The 14,735-nt window shown below is 44.0% G+C and carries 16 protein-coding genes; 8 read left to right on the forward strand and 8 right to left on the reverse strand.

The window, feature by feature from the left end; all coding sequences use genetic code 11:
- The first annotated feature begins 357 nt into the window (after window positions 1-357).
- Window positions 358-1,149, forward strand: coding sequence for a sporulation protein (locus ACXJY6_RS18060; RefSeq protein ID WP_456052892.1), 792 nt, complete (start codon window positions 358-360; stop codon window positions 1,147-1,149).
- A 35-nt stretch (window positions 1,150-1,184) separates the two neighbouring features.
- Here the strand turns inward: ACXJY6_RS18060 and ACXJY6_RS18065 are convergent, their stop codons facing one another.
- The 5 genes from ACXJY6_RS18065 to def form a co-directional block, all read right to left on the reverse strand.
- Window positions 1,185-2,630, reverse strand: coding sequence for a TrkH family potassium uptake protein (locus ACXJY6_RS18065; RefSeq protein WP_456052891.1), 1,446 nt, complete (start codon window positions 2,628-2,630; stop codon window positions 1,185-1,187).
- A 13-nt stretch (window positions 2,631-2,643) separates the two neighbouring features.
- Window positions 2,644-4,020, reverse strand: coding sequence for a Trk system potassium transporter TrkA (gene trkA, locus ACXJY6_RS18070; RefSeq protein ID WP_456052890.1), 1,377 nt, complete (start codon window positions 4,018-4,020; stop codon window positions 2,644-2,646).
- A gap of 54 nt (window positions 4,021-4,074) precedes the next feature.
- A complete protein-coding gene (rsmB, locus tag ACXJY6_RS18075) occupies window positions 4,075-5,361 on the reverse strand; it encodes a 16S rRNA (cytosine(967)-C(5))-methyltransferase RsmB (RefSeq protein WP_458769174.1) in 1,287 nt (428 codons plus the stop codon).
- Between the two features lie 63 nt (window positions 5,362-5,424).
- Complete coding sequence (gene fmt, locus ACXJY6_RS18080) at window positions 5,425-6,372, reverse strand: methionyl-tRNA formyltransferase (RefSeq protein ID WP_458769175.1); 948 nt, start codon at window positions 6,370-6,372, stop codon at window positions 5,425-5,427.
- An 11-nt stretch (window positions 6,373-6,383) separates the two neighbouring features.
- A complete protein-coding gene (gene def, locus ACXJY6_RS18085; protein ID WP_456052887.1) occupies window positions 6,384-6,896 on the reverse strand; it encodes a peptide deformylase in 513 nt (170 codons plus the stop codon).
- Window positions 6,897-7,092: 196 nt separating this feature from the next.
- On the opposite strand from def, the gene dprA reads away from it, so the two are divergent.
- The 3 genes from dprA to ACXJY6_RS18100 are packed head-to-tail and all read left to right on the forward strand — an operon-like array spanning window position 7,093 to window position 9,322.
- Entirely contained in the window at window positions 7,093-8,229 is a 1,137-nt protein-coding gene (dprA, locus tag ACXJY6_RS18090; RefSeq protein ID WP_458769176.1) for a DNA-processing protein DprA, read from the forward strand.
- A gap of 2 nt (window positions 8,230-8,231) precedes the next feature.
- Window positions 8,232-8,708 carry a DUF494 family protein gene (locus ACXJY6_RS18095; protein ID WP_456052885.1) on the forward strand — a complete coding sequence of 159 codons (477 nt, stop codon included), beginning with the start codon at window positions 8,232-8,234 and terminating at the stop codon, window positions 8,706-8,708.
- A 35-nt stretch (window positions 8,709-8,743) separates the two neighbouring features.
- Window positions 8,744-9,322: a DNA topoisomerase family protein gene (locus tag ACXJY6_RS18100; RefSeq protein WP_458769177.1), complete on the forward strand. Its 579-nt coding sequence runs from the start codon at window positions 8,744-8,746 to the stop codon at window positions 9,320-9,322.
- Between the two features lie 102 nt (window positions 9,323-9,424).
- Here the strand turns inward: ACXJY6_RS18100 and ACXJY6_RS18105 are convergent, their stop codons facing one another.
- Both ACXJY6_RS18105 and purE read right to left on the reverse strand, forming a co-directional pair.
- Window positions 9,425-10,555, reverse strand: a complete 1,131-nt coding sequence (locus tag ACXJY6_RS18105; protein ID WP_458769178.1) for a 5-(carboxyamino)imidazole ribonucleotide synthase — start codon at window positions 10,553-10,555, stop codon at window positions 9,425-9,427.
- A gap of 4 nt (window positions 10,556-10,559) precedes the next feature.
- Window positions 10,560-11,045, reverse strand: a complete 486-nt coding sequence (gene purE, locus ACXJY6_RS18110; RefSeq protein ID WP_458769179.1) for a 5-(carboxyamino)imidazole ribonucleotide mutase — start codon at window positions 11,043-11,045, stop codon at window positions 10,560-10,562.
- A gap of 197 nt (window positions 11,046-11,242) precedes the next feature.
- On the opposite strand from purE, the gene ACXJY6_RS18115 reads away from it, so the two are divergent.
- The 4 genes from ACXJY6_RS18115 to ACXJY6_RS18130 all read left to right on the forward strand — a co-directional run bounded on the left by ACXJY6_RS18115 (window position 11,243) and on the right by ACXJY6_RS18130 (window position 13,897).
- Entirely contained in the window at window positions 11,243-11,800 is a 558-nt protein-coding gene (locus tag ACXJY6_RS18115) for an L-threonylcarbamoyladenylate synthase type 1 TsaC (protein WP_456052881.1), read from the forward strand.
- A 6-nt stretch (window positions 11,801-11,806) separates the two neighbouring features.
- The gene (gene hemF, locus ACXJY6_RS18120; protein ID WP_456052960.1) at window positions 11,807-12,727 is read left to right on the forward strand and encodes an oxygen-dependent coproporphyrinogen oxidase; all 921 of its coding nucleotides are present in this window, start codon (window positions 11,807-11,809) and stop codon (window positions 12,725-12,727) included.
- 73 nt (window positions 12,728-12,800) lie between these two features.
- Window positions 12,801-13,631 (forward strand): shikimate dehydrogenase, encoded by an 831-nt coding sequence (gene aroE / locus ACXJY6_RS18125; RefSeq protein WP_458769180.1) that lies wholly within the window; start codon window positions 12,801-12,803, stop codon window positions 13,629-13,631.
- Window positions 13,632-13,633: 2 nt separating this feature from the next.
- Window positions 13,634-13,897, forward strand: a complete 264-nt coding sequence (locus ACXJY6_RS18130) for a DUF1488 family protein (RefSeq protein WP_458769181.1) — start codon at window positions 13,634-13,636, stop codon at window positions 13,895-13,897.
- A 7-nt stretch (window positions 13,898-13,904) separates the two neighbouring features.
- Here ACXJY6_RS18130 and ACXJY6_RS18135 read toward each other — a convergent pair whose 3' ends face one another.
- Window positions 13,905-14,450: a gamma carbonic anhydrase family protein gene (locus tag ACXJY6_RS18135; RefSeq protein ID WP_456052878.1), complete on the reverse strand. Its 546-nt coding sequence runs from the start codon at window positions 14,448-14,450 to the stop codon at window positions 13,905-13,907.
- Between the last annotated feature and the right edge of the window lie 285 nt (window positions 14,451-14,735).

Genomic DNA, 14,735 nt, shown 5'->3' on the forward strand with positions numbered 1-14,735 from the left:
GAAGCACTACCATGGGTGTGCGAACATCTAGCTACAGTTGGGCGCATTTGTGGGTATTTTTAACCTATTGGTTAGACAGTTCCATTGTAGAATCTTAAACCTAACACAATTATTGAGCTAAACTTCACAAAGTAGAAATGCTCATATTGGCATATAGCCGTTCCGAATAATTGCTAAGGATTCGAGTATCATATTTGCACTACAAGTACCTACATAATGTGATCATTGTAGCAATTATGAAAATAAAGATCGATAGGTTACTGTTTGCACAAACCAAGAAAATAGTAAATAGTATCGCTATGCAATTGAGTTTTGTTTGGAAAGGGTATTACATTGCGTTAAGCAAAGGAGGTCGTTATGTCTTTTTTAAAGAAAACACTCGCAAGTTTTGGTATCGGTTCGGCGAATGTTGATGCGGTTTTGCAACATGAAGTGCTTTACCCTGGAGATGTAGCTAAAGTCACGATTCATGTTTACGGCGGTAAAACGGCTCAATTGGTGGAAAACATTGAGGTGCGATTATATTGTCGCTATATCGATGAAGAAACGGCTAATGGGGCAAGTGAGGGCAGTGATCGCACTCAACGCGTTCATCGACGTTATACTTTGGCTTCATGGTCATTGCCACAGTCGTTTACCATCGAACATGGAGAAACTCGTGATTTCGAGTTAGACATCGAGATTCCGTGGAATACCCCTATTACTATAGGCGATACCAAGGTCTGGTTGGAAACGGGCTTGGATATCTCAATGGCAAAAGATCCCACCGATAAAGACATGTTGACCATTCGTCCCGATCCACTTCTTGATGCAATTTTTAGTGAATTTGAAGAGCAAGGGCTGAGAATTCGTCAAGTTGAGTGTGAAGCGGTTGAAGGGTTTGCTATGCCTTTTGCTCAAGAGTTCGAATTTGTTCCCACGGCAGGCCCATTTCATGGACGTTGGCGAGAGGTCGAAATCGTGGTTTATCGAGAACAAGACTCGCTTCAACTTTGGTTTGAAGTGGATCGAAATTTACGTGGTGTCGGTGGAATGTTAGGTAGCATGTTAGGTAAAGGACAACTAAAACGAACAATGACATTAGACACAAATACTGAGCCTACAGAAGCGGCGAAAAAAGTATTAGAGTTTCTTGATACCAGTTGTTGATCTAAGTAATAAAAGAGACGCCTTGTTCTATTAAATTACCGTTTCCAAAAAGCGGGAAAAAATAGAACAAGGATAGTTAAAATTTCTAAACGTCCCATCAGCATTCCAAAACTTAACACCCATTTAGCTAAGTCTGGCAGTAGAGAAAAATTTCCTGTAGGGCCAATTAAATGCCCCATTCCCGGCCCAACATTGGCGACTGCTGTAATTGAGCCCGATATACTGGTTACGGGGTCCAAACCTAAGCTACTTAAAAGCCCGGCAATTGCGATAATTGTAATGAAAAAAGTCAGACCAAATGCCACCACAGAACGCACGATATCATCGTTAACAGGGCGGTTGTTGTAGCGTTGAACAAAGACTCCGGAAGGGTGAATCAGTTTCATTATTTGTTTATTCAGAAGCGTTATTGCTATTTGAAAACGAAATATCTTGATTCCTCCTGTGGTTGAACCTGAACAGGCTCCAACCATCATTAAAAAAGCGAATAACGTTGTGGGTAATGCTCCCCATGATGTAAAGTCATCCAGCCCAAAGCCCGTCGTAGTAACCACTGACACAATGTTAAACATCGAAACTCGGTATGCGTCAATCATCGCATAGTGGTTATGGAAGTGAAGCCAAAACGCCACAACTGAGCTTGCCGAGATAAACAAATAAAAGAATCCTCGAACCTGAGCATCTTTCAATAGCTCTTGAGGGCGACGTTTGTGTAGCGTTGAAACAAATAACAGAAAAGGCAGTCCACCTAGAAACATAAATCCGGTCGCAACCCAATGAGTAGAATTTGAAAATTGATTCATTGAACTGTCGGAGGTCGAGTAGCCACCAGTAGAAAGCGTAGTGAAGGCGTGATTAATTGCTTCGAACGCAGTCATTCCAGTGGCAATGTAGCCTAGACAGCATAAAGCGGTGAGAGTCACGTAAACACTAACAATATTCTTCGCCACGGTTTTTGCTCTCGGGCTACTTTTGTCAGACCAGTCTGATGATTCGGTTTGGAATAGCTTCATTCCCCCAACGTTGAGCATAGGTAGAATGGCAACAGCCATCACGATAAATCCTACTCCTCCAAGCCATTGTAGAATCGAACGCCAGAGCAGAATGCTGGGTGCCATTTGGTCAAGATTGCTTAATATCGTAGAGCCCGTCGTCGTAATGCCTGACATGGTTTCAAAGTAGGCATCGGTGAAACTAATATGGTTAATAAAAACAAACGGTAGTGCGGCGAATACGCTGGCAATTGTCCAAACTAAGCTAGTGATGAGAAACATATCTCGCACATTTAGCTTAAAGTTTGGTGTTCTACCTAGAGATAAAAATGCAAAAGCCGCGATATGAGTAATGACGACCGACTGGGCAAAGTCAATAAATCCAGGTGTGCCGCTAAGAAAAGAGACAAAGGTTGGAATGTACATAAACAGGGCTAACTTAGAAAGCACCAACCCTAGTACGAACAATATCGATCGATAGTTTAGCATTGCAAGTTAGTCGCTATAGGAAGAATGGACTAGGTTGGAACAGTGCCTCAACATCGGGCACGTACTTTTTGTTCACTAGGAACATGATAACGTGATCACCTTGTTCAATAACGGTACGGTCATGAGCAATGTGGACATCTTCTCCACGAACAATTGCCCCAATAGTGGTACCTGGAGGCAGTTTAATATCACCAACGGCTCGCCCTACCACTTTTGATGTCGCCTCATCTCCATGAGCGATGGCTTCGATGGCTTCGGCTGCTCCTCGGCGCAACGACGATACGTTAACAATATCAGCCCGTCGAACATGGGTTAAAAGTGCGGAAATTGTCGCTTGTTGTGGGGAGATGGCAATATCAATAACGCCACCTTGAACCAAATCTACATAGGCTCCACGCTGAATCAGCACCATTACTTTCTTTGCGCCTAAACGTTTAGCAAGCAAGGCAGACATGATGTTGGTTTCATCTTCATTGGTGAGAGCAATAAATACATCAACTTGGTCAATGTTTTCTTCTGTAAGCAATTCTTGATCGGCTGCATCGCCACAAAAAACGATGGTATTTTCGAGTTCTTCAGAAAGGTATTCAGCTCTAGCTGCAAAGCGTTCAATCAATTTTACGCGATAGTTTTTCTCTAGTCGTTTGGCGAGTCTGGCACCTATATTTCCCCCGCCAACAATCATGATACGTTGATAGTTTTTTTCGAGACGCTGTAATTCACTCATGATGGTACGAATGTGATTACTTGCTGCTACAAAGAATACTTCGTCATCGGCCTCGATAATGGTTGTTCCTTGAGGGCGGATAGCTTTCCCTTGACGGAAAATGGCGGCGACTCGAGTATCGATGTGTGGCATGTGATCGCGCAGGGCAGAGAGGGCGTTACCTACCAGAGGCCCACCATAATAGGCCTTAACGGCAACTAAGCTGACCTTTTCTTCGGCAAAGCTGACAACTTGCAGTGCTCCGGGGTAATTAATCAAGCGTGCAATGTAATCGGTAACTAAAGCTTCCGGTGCAATAAGATGGTCTACAGGAACCGCACCAGATTTAAACAATTCGTCTTTTGCTGCTAGGTATTGTGGAGAGCGAATTCGAGCCACACGGTTGGGTGTATTAAAGAGGGTATACGCGACTTGGCAAGCTGCCATGTTGGCTTCATCAGTATTGGTGACCGCTACCAACATATCGGCATCTTGAGCTCCGGCATCCCTCAGAACATCAGGGTGGCTCGCATGTCCCGTTATCACTCTGAGATCATATTTATCTTGCAGCTCACGTAAACGATCACTGTCGTGGTCAACGATGGTAATATCGTTGTTTTCACCAACCAAATTCTCAGCTAGCGTTCCGCCGACCTGACCTGCACCCAGAATGATAATTTTCATACTTTAATCTCTTATTCGCCTTAGATTTTTCACCAAGGATATTCGATTAGTTGATTACGCTTTTTTGCTTAATACCGCGTAATAGAAGCCATCCATATCTTCCTCGCTCGGAATAATTTGACGACCTGGATTGTTTATATCAGAGTCCAATAACTGGGCATCAGATGTACGATTTAAAAATGCTTTTACTTGTAATTTGTTTTCTTGTGGTGTGATAGAGCAAGTTGCGTACACAAGGGTTCCACCTGGCTTTAGCTTTCTCCACATCGCATCAAGAATTTCACTTTGTAGTTGAGTCAGCGCGTCAATATCGTTGGCCCGACGTAGCCATTTTATATCAGGGTGGCGGCGAATGACACCAACTGCTGAACAAGGTGCATCTAGCAAGATTCGGTCAAATTGGTCACCTCGCCACCATTGTTCTGGAAAGCGAGCATCACCACAGATAACGTCGGCATGTAAATTGAGACGAGCGAGGTTATCATCGACCCGTTGAAGACGTGTCGGATCGCAATCGATGGCGACGACTTCAACATCATCTGTTCGTTCAAGGATATGCGCGGTTTTCCCACCCGGTGCAGCGCAACAATCTAGAATGAGATCTCCTGGCTGGGGGTTTAAATACTCAACGGCCAATTGCGCTGCAGCATCTTGTACCGATACCCATCCTTGCTCGAAGCCAGGAAGTGAGCTGACATCGCAAGGCGAAGCCAATTTTAAGGCGTCTGGTGCCTGAGAATGTAGACTTGCATCAATATTCTCTTGATTGAGTAATGCTAGATATTCATCGCGAGTGTGATGTTCACTGTTTACCCTAAGCCACATCGGTGCTTTTTGATTGTTTGCTTCAACGATGTCTTGCCACTGCTCAGGGTAACTTTCTTTTAAAAGCTTAAGTAACCAACTTGGGTGACCATATTTTCCGGCATCGTGACTCGTCGCTTGGATATCTAATTCTTCTTTTCGACGTTGGTAGTTGCGCAATACAGCATTGATTAATCCGCGTAGCTTTGGACCACGAAGATCTTTGGTGGCTTCTACGGTTTCGCCTACCGCAGCGTGGTCAGGGATACGCATGAAGAGGATTTGATAAATTCCGACAAGAATCAGGTGATGAAATACACGCTGCTTTCCTTTTAAGGGCTTATCCATAAGTTGGTTTGCGGTTGACTCAAGGCGCGGGAGGTAGCGCAAAACGCCAAAGCAAATCTCTTGCAACAGAGCATGATCGCGAGGGCGAATGGTTTGCTGAGCCATAGGTAAAGCAGAAGAAAGGGACTCGCCCTTATCCACAACTTGAAAAACGACCTGAGCAGCTGCAGCACGAACATTAGTAGTCACAATGAATTCCAAACATAAAATGAGCTAAATAAAAAAAGACCAGATTCTATCTGGTCTAACGAATTAGGTTAGTTGACTGCCGGTTTTAAACCAATCAGCGCGAGCATTGAGAATATCTTGCACTGGCATGGCTTTTTTCCCCGGAATTTGAATCTGTTCAAGAACAAGGGTCTGTTTTCCAGTCGCGACATAAATACCGCTTTTGTCAGCCTGTAGAATCGTACCAGGTAGCGCTTCACTAGCGCTCTCTTCTACTCGGCTTTTCCATACCTTTATGGTGTGTTCATTGACACTAAAGTGACTGACCGGCCAAGGATTGAAGGCACGAATGCAACGTTCAATATGATCAGCGTCATCTTGCCACTGAATACGAGCCTCTTCTTTCGACAATTTTTTTGCGTAGTTTGCAAGGGCATCGTCCTGAGGTGTGGCAACATGTTGATCGTTAATCATATCGCTCAAGCAGTCGATCATCGCACTTGGCCCCAATTCAGCTAGCTTTGAGAACATGCTCGCACTGGTATCATCAGCCTCAACAGTTAAGGTTGCGATATTTAAAATATCACCAGTGTCTAACCCCACATCCATTTGCATAATGGTCACGCCTGCTTCTTTATCTCCTGCCCAGATTGCTCGTTGAATTGGAGCTGCACCACGCCAGCGAGGGAGAATCGAAAAGTGAACGTTGATACAACCAAGCCGAGGTGTTTCAAGGACAGATTTAGGCAAAAGTTGCCCATAAGCGACAACAATCATTATGTCGGCATTTAGTTGCTCGAGTTGTTTTTGAGCTTCTTCGGTTTTAAAACTTTCTGGCTGGAAAACATCAATGTTGTGCTCAAGCGCCAGTTGTTTAACAGGGCTTGGGGTCAGTTTTTTGCCGCGTCCTGCGGGTTTATCTGGTTGAGTATAAACCGCAATGACATCATGCTCCGAAGACAACAACGCCGCCAAGTGACGGGCGGCGAAATCTGGAGTACCAGCAAAGACAATACGTAGTGATTGACTCAAGCTAACCTCTCTTATTTATTTTTGGCTGCAGCACGTTTGATTTTTTCGAGTTTATCTTTAATGCGCTTACGTTTTAGCGGTGAAAGATAATCGACAAACAGTTTGCCTTCTAAATGGTCTAGTTCATGTTGAACGCAGATAGCTAATAGCTCGTCGGCTTCAAAGCTAAACTCTTCACCATTACGATCAAGAGCCTTGACCACGACATGTGCAGCTCTTTGAACGAGAGCTCTTGAGTCCGGAACTGAAAGGCAACCTTCTTCAATACCGTCTTCGCCACTTTTTTCGACGATTTCAGGATTGATTAATACCATAGGCTGATCGCGGCTGTCAGAGACATCGATAACCACGATTCGTTGGTGGATATCGACTTGCGTTGCAGCAAGGCCGATCCCCTCTTCGTCGTACATGGTTTCAATCATGTCATCGACAATTTTTTGAATTTCAGGTGTGACTGCGCTGACCGGTTTGGCCACTTTACGCAAGCGTTCGTCTGGGAACGTTAATACTTCTAATACAGGCATATACACTCGGAATGTTGAATTGTGTCGAAACAACAGTAGTAATTGAGGTCAATTCTAGACATTTTAGACCGCAAATGACAGCATTCTCAGGCGAATTATGATCAAGATTCTTATTTATTGTTGATATTGTTATAGCTTTCCTTGAGAAACCGTTGCGGTTTGTTCATTTGGAGAAAAAAGTGTTAAGGCGAAGAGAATGTCCGATCCGACAAAAGAGTTAAGCCGTGAAGAGTTGATGCTTTGGTTGCGTTTATCGGCACTACCTAGAGTCGGCATTCAACATATGCTTAAACTTCTTAGTCGTTATTCTCTTTTGGAAATGATGGCGTTTTCACATTCTCAATGGGCAAATGTCGGGTTGACTGAAAAACAATTGAGCATGCTATTTGATAAATCCATTGCTCAAGCAGAAGCTTCACTTGCTTGGTTGGATGAAAGCTCAACTCATCGTATTATCGCTTATTGCGATCCGCTTTATCCTCCACTTCTCAAAGAGATTAATTCCGCACCAAGCACCCTTTATACGATCGGGGATGCCAATTTACTCAGCAAACCCCAACTGTCGATTGTCGGCAGTCGACATGCTTCACGAGTTGGTTCTCAGACCGCACAACAATTTTCGGCCGATTTTAGCAGACAAGGTTTAGTGGTTACGAGTGGATTAGCATTAGGAATTGATGGTCAAGCACATATTGGCGCGTTAAATGCAGACAATCCAACTATCGCGGTATTAGCGGCAGGTTTTCGTCACTTGTATCCGCGACAGCATATTTCTTTAGCGTCTCGAATCACTGAAAAGGGAGTGTTAGTGACTGAGTTTGCACCAGATATTCGCGCGCGCCCGGAGTACTTTCCTCGACGTAATCGAATTATTAGTGGGCTTTCGACTGGTGTGCTCGTGGTGGAAGCGGCAGAAAAAAGTGGCTCATTGGTGACGGCAAAATATGCTGCAGAGCAAGGACGCGATGTATTTGTTGTTCCGGGCTCTATTCATCAGGCTAATTGCCGTGGCAGTAATGAGCTTATTCGCCAAGGGGCTATATTGGTTCAAACCAGCGAGCAGGTAATACAAGAAATTGGAAATATCCTTAATTGGGCACAAGAGCAGGATAAAAACAGTCAGGGAGAACTTTTTCCTGTAATTAATACACAAGAAGAATTGCCATTTCCTGAACTGTTAGCTAACGTAGGAAAAGAGGTTACGCCCATTGATATAATTGCTGAGCGTACCAATATACCAATTCAAGAGGCGATGGTTCAATTGCTTGAGTTGGAACTTAATGGCCATATTGAATCAATTGCCGGTGGCTATATTCTAAAGGGGAGGGGCTAGCTATGATGATGGATATCTTAATGTATCTATTTGAAACATATATCCATAGTGAGGCTGAATTGCAATTCGATCAAGATGAATTGGAAGATGAGTTACTCCGCGCAGGATTCCGTCAGAATGATATCTATAAAGCGCTAACGTGGTTAGAAGAGTTAGCGGCACTTCAGCAAAGTGATGAGCAATCTGAAATTGCAAGCGGTGCGACCACATCTATTCGTATTTTTACCGATGAAGAGATGAAACGAATTAACGTCGAGTGTCGTGGGTTCTTGCTGTTTCTTGAACAAATTAAAGTGCTTAACACTGAAACTCGAGAGATGGTGATCGACCGAGTTATGGGACTAGAGACGGCAGAGTTTGAGCTTGATGATTTGAAATGGATTATCTTGATGGTGCTGTTCAATGTTCCTGGATACGAAAGTGCGTACACTATGATGGAAGAGTGGCTTTATACTAAAGAGCAAGGTATTTTGCATTAATCGTTACTATCATTCTGTAGTCAGGTTGTATAACCATGAGTCGTAAAATCGACCATCAACTATTTAGCGCCAATGAGCACGCTTTAGATCAGGGAGAAGCGTGCCCAAAGTGCGGCGAGGCCTTGGTATTGCGTCATGGTAAACATGGCGCGTTTCTTGGTTGTAGCCAATATCCCACGTGCGAATATCTGCGTCCCGTTCATAATCATGATGGTCATATTGTAAAAGAGCTCGGGGTACCTTGTCCTGAATGCGCTCATGAATTGGTGCTACGCCAAGGGCGCTTTGGTATGTTTATTGGCTGTAGCAACTTTCCTGAATGCCACCATATTGAGTCTCATGATCAGCCTCAACACAGTGACCAGTCTGAGAGTATTGGTTGTCCTGAATGCAAAAAAGGGAAACTGGTCGAGAGAAAATCCCGTTATGGCAAAGTCTTTTGGTCGTGCGATGATTATCCTAAATGTAAATTTGCACTCAATTATTTCCCGGTGAGCGGGCAATGTACGGATTGCGGATTTCCGTTATTAGTGGAGAAAAAGTACGCGAGCGGAACCAAGCTACTCTGCGCCGATCGCAAGTGTTCAGCAGTGCAATCTTCTCACGATGATTGAGTTTGTTTACTGCATTATTTAAAAAGCCCACCGGCGAGATAATCGTCGGTGGGCTTTTGGTTTTCGCATCAAAAATGTATCACGAATAAACCCGAAAGAGCGTTATTTGTTCGCCTCCGCGTAGGCCGCTACAGCGGGGAATGCTTGGCTATCGAGGTACTCTGAAAGCTGACATAACCGTTCGGTGAGTTGTTGGTTATCAGCGGCACATACATTGATATGCCCCATCTTTCTTCCAGGGCGCTTCTCTTTTCCATACCAATGAACATGGCAGCCGTCAGTTGCAACAACGCTCTCTGGAACACTATCTTCACCTAAGATGTTAATCATACTGGTAGGTCGAATTAAATTTGTGCTCCCAAGAGGTAAGCTACATACTGCTCGTAGATGGTTTTCAAACTGGCAGGTCTCTGCGCCTTGTTGAGTCCAGTGACCGGAGTTATGGACGCGAGGGGCAATTTCATTGACCAGGAGTTTTCCTTGAACATCAAAAAACTCTAGAGCCAGAACGCCAACATATTCCAAACTCTGGGCGACAGCAGTAAACATAGTTTTTGCTTGTTCTTGAAGAGAGGTATCTTCGATTGCAGTAGATAAGCTCAAGACGCCATTAACGTGAACGTTTTCTGCAAGAGGGTAAACTCTTACATCGCCATTTTTACCGCGTACGCCAACAAGCGAAACTTCGCGGTCGAAGGGAACAAACTCTTCTGCAACGATAGCTTGAGTTGGCGTTGCATCGATGCACGCTTCCATTTCAGACCAAATAGTCTCTGCATCTTGTGCATTTTTTAGGCGCCACTGGCCTTTACCATCGTATCCACCTAATGCACTTTTCAACACCATTGGCACGCCGACGTGGCGAATAGCCGCATCAAAATCAGCTCGATTAGTGATTACCGCATATTTTGCGTTTTTGACTTGAGCATTATCGAGAAGCTTTTTCTCAATTCTACGATCGCCTCCAGCTTTAATCGCTTCGGTACTTGGGAGAAATTTACCACTCTGCTCACAGACATCGAGAATGTCGAGAGGAATGTGCTCAAACTCAGCAGTGATAACGTCAGCTTGATCAATTGCGTGTTGCAAGCCTTGCCCGAGTACATGCTGAGTTAAAGGGTGAACAATGTTTCCACTTACCACATCAAACGCAGTGGTTTCAATATTAAGTGGTGCGCCAGCTAATGACATCATTCGAGCTAATTGACCTGCTCCAAGGACTAAAACGCGCATTCGATTATTCCTCTGCAGGGTTTGGGTTAGCAAGTACTGTGTCGGTTTGACGTTGGCGGAATGCTTCTACTTTTTCCATGATCTCTTCATTATGAATACCGAGAATCTGCGCCGCTAAAATACCGGCATTTGCTGCGCCTGCTTCACCGATTGCTAATGTCCCTACCGCAATTCCTTTTGGCATTTGCACGATGGAAAGTAATGAATCCATTCCTTTAAGAGCGCGAGATTGAACCGGTACACCTAGTACTGGCACGCAAGTAAATGCGGATGCCATACCTGGAAGGTGAGCAGCACCACCTGCGCCAGCGATGATAACTTTAATACCACGCTCTTTTGCGCTGGTTGCGTAATCAGCAAGAAGTTGTGGAGTTCTATGAGCTGAAACGACTTTTGTTTCATACTCTACGCCAAATTGGTCTAGCATCTCTGCGGCGAGTTTCATGGTTGGCCAATCTGATTTCGAACCCATAATAATTCCGACTTTCATCTCGAACTCCTTGCTGTAGATTAGATTAAGGTATGCGATTGCATTTTCGCGGCATTATACGGGGAAATTAGCATGAGGAAAACGTTTGCGCGCGATTGGAACGCCACTGTTTTTGTTAAATTCAAAATTGACGTGGGTTTCAAGCACGATAATTTGTACACTAGCGAAAAAGTAAGGCAGATTTTGTAGGAAATGTTGTGAACAATTTTGAGTTAGTCTTGAATGCACTAAATGAAGATGCCGTCATCGCTTACCCGACAGAAGGGGTATTTGGTGTTGGATGTAACCCCGATAGCCCTACTGCAATTAATAAATTATTGAAGGTAAAGCAGCGTTCAGTAGAAAAAGGGCTGATTTTAATCGCGGCTAATTTTGAACAATTAAAACCTTATATTGCAATTGAGAAGTTAACGGATGAACAGTTGAACTTGGTTAACGCAACGTGGCCTGGGCCTGTAACTTGGGTTATGCCAGCAAGCGAACGTTCTAGCCGTTGGCTCACAGGTCAATTTTCGACAATTGCTGTTCGAGTGACAGACCATGCTTTAGTGCAAAAATTGTGTTTGGCCTATGGTAGGCCAATTACTTCAACAAGTGCCAATTTAAGTGGTCAGCCTGCTTGCATCACAGCAAAAGAAGTTGAAGCTCAACTAGGAAACCTCAACGTGAGTATTTTAGAAGGTGAAACCGGTGGCAGAAGTAAACCCAGTGAAATTCGCGATGTGCAGACGTTAGCCGTATTACGGCAGGGATAATGGATGATTAATACAATAGATAAATCTTCGGTCAAAGCATTTCTGATGAGGTTGCAAGACAACATATGCGCAGAGTTAGAAATATTAGATGGCAAAGCAAGCTTTAAAGAAGATGAGTGGACGCGAGAGCCTGGTGAACGTTTGGGCGGTGGTGGACGAAGTCGAGTTCTCACGTCTGGTGATGTGTTTGAGCAAGGCGGTGTTAACTTTTCTCACGTTACTGGAAAGGAGATGCCCGCCTCTGCAACGGCACATCGGCCAGAGCTAGCAGGTCGTCGCTTTGAAGCTATGGGAGTATCATTAGTTATTCATCCTAATAATCCTTATGTCCCAACTTCTCACGCCAATGTTCGATTCTTTATTGCTGAAAAAGAGGGTGAAGACCCAATTTGGTGGTTTGGTGGTGGGTTTGATTTAACGCCGTTCTATCCTTTTGATGAAGATTGCCAACATTGGCACGAAACAGCGAATACTATCTGTGCACCTTTTGGTGATCAAATCTATGCAGAGCATAAAGCATGGTGTGATCGATATTTCTATTTACCACATCGAGAAGAAACTCGTGGTATTGGCGGTTTGTTTTTCGACGACCTGAATCAATGGGAGTTTCAAACGTGTTTTGAATACATTCAAGCCGTAGGAGAAGGGTTTATGACCGCCTATTCTCCAATCGTGCAACGTCGCAAAAACCTAGAATACTCTGATCGCGAACGCCAGTTTCAATTGTATCGTCGTGGCCGTTATGTCGAATTTAATCTCGTATTTGATCGCGGCACATTGTTTGGCTTACAAACTGGAGGACGGACAGAATCGATACTGATGTCAATGCCTCCACTGGCTCGTTGGGAATACGGCTATCAACCAGAAGAAGGCAGTGCTGAAGCTAGGCTCTATAGCGATTATTTGAAGGCCAGAGATTGGTTATAAATTATTGGCTTAGCTTACTTGAAATGATAGGGTCATCTTAGATGACCCTTTTTATTTAATGGCAGGCAAATAAATGGCAAGTTCCCCTGATCAATATTTGGTGTTTGGTAATCCAATTTCTCAGAGTAAATCTCCCTTTATACATACTCTTTTCGCGCGTCAGACGATGCAGAATATTGAATATTCAAGTCGTGCTCCAGAAGTCGGAGACTTTCTAAAAGAAGTCGCGGCGTTTTTTGAATCTGGTGGCCGAGGCTGCAACATCACAGCTCCTTTTAAGGAAGAGGCTTACCAATTTGCCGATCGAGTGACGGAGAGAGCTGAGTTAGCGGGTGCTGTGAATACTCTCAAGAAGTTAGACGACGGAGAGATCTTGGGGGATAACACTGATGGTGAAGGTCTGGTTCAAAACTTATTGCAATATCAAGTACCACTTGAGGGCAGTCGGATTTTGCTTTTAGGAGCTGGTGGAGCAGCAAGAGGAGTGATTAAACCTTTGTTAGACCAGAAGCCAAGCCAATTAACGTTAGTGAATAGAACCTACGATAAAGCCCAGCAGTTAGCGGAGATATTTGCCAAGTTTGGTCAGGTCAATGTTGAACATATGGATAAAGTAGATAGACCGTTTGATCTGGTTATAAATTCTACTTCCGCTAGTCTTTACAAAACAGTCCCAGATATTAGTACCAAGATATTTTCTTCAACGACTATCGCGTATGACATGACGTATGGGGCGGGAGTGACCACTTTTAATCAGTGGGCTAGAGAGCAAGGTGTTGCTCAAGCTTACGATGGATTAGGGATGCTGGTTGGTCAGGCTGCGGAGAGCTTTATGTTGTGGCGAGGTTTGAGACCGGGCTCTAAGCAAATATTACGAGAACTTAGAAAAAACCTAGAGGGTTAACGATGAATCAGTCGATTATCTTCTCGGAAGACTCTATTTGGAATAACGAATTACGCCAAATAGAGTTTACGGCCCAAAATATGGGCAATTTAATCGTGTGCGTTATCCCGATAGCGACGCTTGAAGGAATAAGTGGACGTCAGATAAACGACGAAACGTTGGCGCTTGACCTGTTCTCCCAATATCGATTTGATTTGGAAGAGCAGGCCGAAGAACAAATAGAAGAAGAAATGTTTAACGAAGTAGGGCAAATCGTCTTAGATTAACTAAAGCTTAAAGATCGACCACATTCGTTAAGTAATTGTTCTTAGTCGCGACATAGTTGTCAGCCGATTTTTGTAAGAAGGCTATTTCACTGGCCTTCAATGGGCGAATTTGCTTGACTGGGCTTCCTACATAAAGATAGCCACTTTCTAGTTTCTTGTTCGGTGGAACCAGACTTCCTGCCCCAATCATCACTTCTGATTCAACTACGACACCATCTAATACAATCGCTCCCATCCCAACCAATACTCGGTCACCAATCACGCAGCCATGTAGCATAACCTTGTGGCCTACGGTGACATCGTTGCCAATGATGAGAGGGTAGCCCTCTGGGTTGTCGGTGTTTTTATGGGTAACGTGCAATACCGTCCCGTCTTGAATACTCGTACGCTGACCTATCTCAATGTAATTGACATCACCGCGGGCTGCGACAATTGGCCAGATACTTGAATCATCGCCGATTCGAACATCTCCAACCAATACAGAACTGGAATCAATATAGACATTGTTGCCAACTTGAGGGCTAATGCCTTTGTAGCTACGAAGAGAACTCATAAAATCTCCATTAGATAGTGAGAGTGAATAGCGTTTGAGCTAACAATAGTGGTAAAAATAAGCCTTTTGGGCAAAAAATGCACGAACAGTTAATAAAATAACGATTTTTATAAAAAGCGCTTGCGTCTTGTCACGCGATCCCTATAATGCGCTCTCGTTGACACGGCAGAGCGCTTACAAAGCGATGAAGCAAGTTTCAACAAGGCTTGAAAGCAAAAAAAGAAAATTCTAAAAAGTGTTTGACACTAAGAATTATCTCGCTAGAATAGCCGCCTCTTCAGTGAT

Source organism: Vibrio phycocola (assembly GCF_054404255.1).

Coding starts and splice junctions, on each gene's coding strand:
- ACXJY6_RS18060 (WP_456052892.1), top strand. CDS start 358: ATGTCTTTTTTAAAGAAAACACTCGCAAGTTTTGGTATCGGTTCGGCG.
- ACXJY6_RS18065 (WP_456052891.1), bottom strand. CDS start 2,630: ATGCTAAACTATCGATCGATATTGTTCGTACTAGGGTTGGTGCTTTCT.
- trkA (WP_456052890.1), bottom strand. CDS start 4,020: ATGAAAATTATCATTCTGGGTGCAGGTCAGGTCGGCGGAACGCTAGCT.
- def (WP_456052887.1), bottom strand. CDS start 6,896: ATGCCTGTATTAGAAGTATTAACGTTCCCAGACGAACGCTTGCGTAAA.
- dprA (WP_458769176.1), top strand. CDS start 7,093: ATGTCCGATCCGACAAAAGAGTTAAGCCGTGAAGAGTTGATGCTTTGG.
- ACXJY6_RS18095 (WP_456052885.1), top strand. CDS start 8,232: ATGATGATGGATATCTTAATGTATCTATTTGAAACATATATCCATAGT.
- ACXJY6_RS18100 (WP_458769177.1), top strand. CDS start 8,744: ATGAGTCGTAAAATCGACCATCAACTATTTAGCGCCAATGAGCACGCT.
- ACXJY6_RS18105 (WP_458769178.1), bottom strand. CDS start 10,555: ATGCGCGTTTTAGTCCTTGGAGCAGGTCAATTAGCTCGAATGATGTCA.
- purE (WP_458769179.1), bottom strand. CDS start 11,045: ATGAAAGTCGGAATTATTATGGGTTCGAAATCAGATTGGCCAACCATG.
- aroE (WP_458769180.1), top strand. CDS start 12,801: ATGGCAAGTTCCCCTGATCAATATTTGGTGTTTGGTAATCCAATTTCT.
- ACXJY6_RS18130 (WP_458769181.1), top strand. CDS start 13,634: ATGAATCAGTCGATTATCTTCTCGGAAGACTCTATTTGGAATAACGAA.
- ACXJY6_RS18135 (WP_456052878.1), bottom strand. CDS start 14,450: ATGAGTTCTCTTCGTAGCTACAAAGGCATTAGCCCTCAAGTTGGCAAC.